This is a genomic window from Hymenobacter agri, from assembly GCF_054778495.1.
This window is the reverse complement of record NZ_BAAGZM010000838.1, coordinates 1-1,464: the sequence shown is the minus strand read 5'-3', so window position 1 is coordinate 1,464 and position 1,464 is coordinate 1. Positions and strand designations below refer to the sequence as shown.

2 protein-coding genes are annotated in these 1,464 nt (G+C 64.3%); both read right to left on the bottom strand.

Annotated features, from left to right (window positions below):
• The coding region (locus ACYVDE_RS22675; RefSeq protein WP_460503806.1) for a hypothetical protein at window positions 1-680 on the bottom strand (680 nt) is incomplete at its 3' end.
• A 282-nt stretch (window positions 681-962) separates the two neighbouring features.
• Window positions 963-1,464, bottom strand: a 502-nt coding sequence (locus ACYVDE_RS22670) for a T9SS type A sorting domain-containing protein (RefSeq protein WP_460503805.1), incomplete at its 5' end; no start/stop codon positions are given.

Below are 1,464 nucleotides of genomic sequence, written 5' to 3'. Positions count from 1 at the left end.
AGGGCCAGGGCGGTGTCGAAGCAGGTGACGAAGCCCCAGGCCCGAAATGCCGCGCCATCGGCCGAGTCGGCCTGCCCGGCTGCTACGTAGCGGGCACCGCCGGCCAGCGGCAGCGTGTTGTTAAAGGTACGGTTGATACTGGCCCGCACTTCGGGGACAAAGACGGGCAGCGTGGCCTGGCGCAGCAGGTTGCCGGCGGCATCGGTTTCTACCAGCCAGGGCCTATTGGTGTAGCCGCGCGGCACGCTGGGCAGTAGATAGCCGGCAAAGCCAGTGATGAGGTAGCCGCCGCTGGCCGTGCGCAGCAGCTCATTAGGGTAGGGCACGGCCTGCAGCGCTTGGCCGGGGTAGGCGAAAACGTGCGACCACAGCACCGTGCCCAGCGAGTCGGTACGGGTGAGGGTGTAGGTGTCCGGGGTGTTGTTAGTGGGACCGGCGGGGTCGTAGCCGAAGCCAGTAAACGTGTAGCCGCCATCGGACTCGGCCAAGGCGGAGCAAGGCGTGCTCAGCACCTGGGCCGGAGGCACCACCCGCTTGCGCACGGATACCCCGGCGGCGGTGAACCATTCCAGAAAGGGGACAAAGCCGTAGCGCCGCCCATTGGAACCAACAGCGTCGGTAGCGGCGATAAATGCGAAACCCGTTCGCCAAGGTAGCAATGCCTGCTCGCAGGCGGTCATATTGCTGGCCCGATGCTGCCAGACCGGCTGCCCCGTGGTTGCATAAGCTCCAAGGTAAGCAGGATAGAACAACACCCCGTTGCTGACGTACTCACACCCGCCGGCTAAATAGCGGCCTTGGTGCGGTAGCAGTCGGTCATAACCCGCCAAATTGGCACCGGATGATAACGGGGCGAGGCTCTCCCAAATCGTTTGGGTAAACTGCGCACGAACGGGGCAGGCGCTGCCAAGCAGCCCGGCCAGCAGGACGCTGGCTAGGTATAGCATTCGCATGAGTCCCCGCTATTGAATAACCAGCCGCTGGGTTGCCCGTGGTTGCCCGCCCACCAATATGCGGCAGCCGTAGGTGCCAGCCGGCAGGTCCGACAAAGACACTGGGGCTTGCTGTTCCCCTGCTGCTTCGGTCGGCGACAAACTGACGCGATGCAGTGTTTTGCCCGTCATCAGGTCGAAAAAGTAAACTTCCGCAGTCTCACCGGTTTTGCTGGCGTAAATCAGCGATACCTGATTGGTAGCGGGGTTGGGATAGATGCGCAAAGCACGGGTCGCTGTCCCTGCGGCGACTACCGGGGTGTCACTTGAGCGCAACGGCCGCAGGCGGGGCACGCTCAGTTGAGGGTAGTAGTATTGCAGCCAGCCGGTAGCACCTTCGGCCTCGGCGCTGTTGCCCAGGGACAACTGGCGCAGCGCGGCGCTGTCGGCCGGGGCGGGTGTTTGGCCGGGACCCAAGCGGGCATCGGTCAGGCGGCCCACCACGTCGAAGTAAGCCAGCCGCGTCGCGACG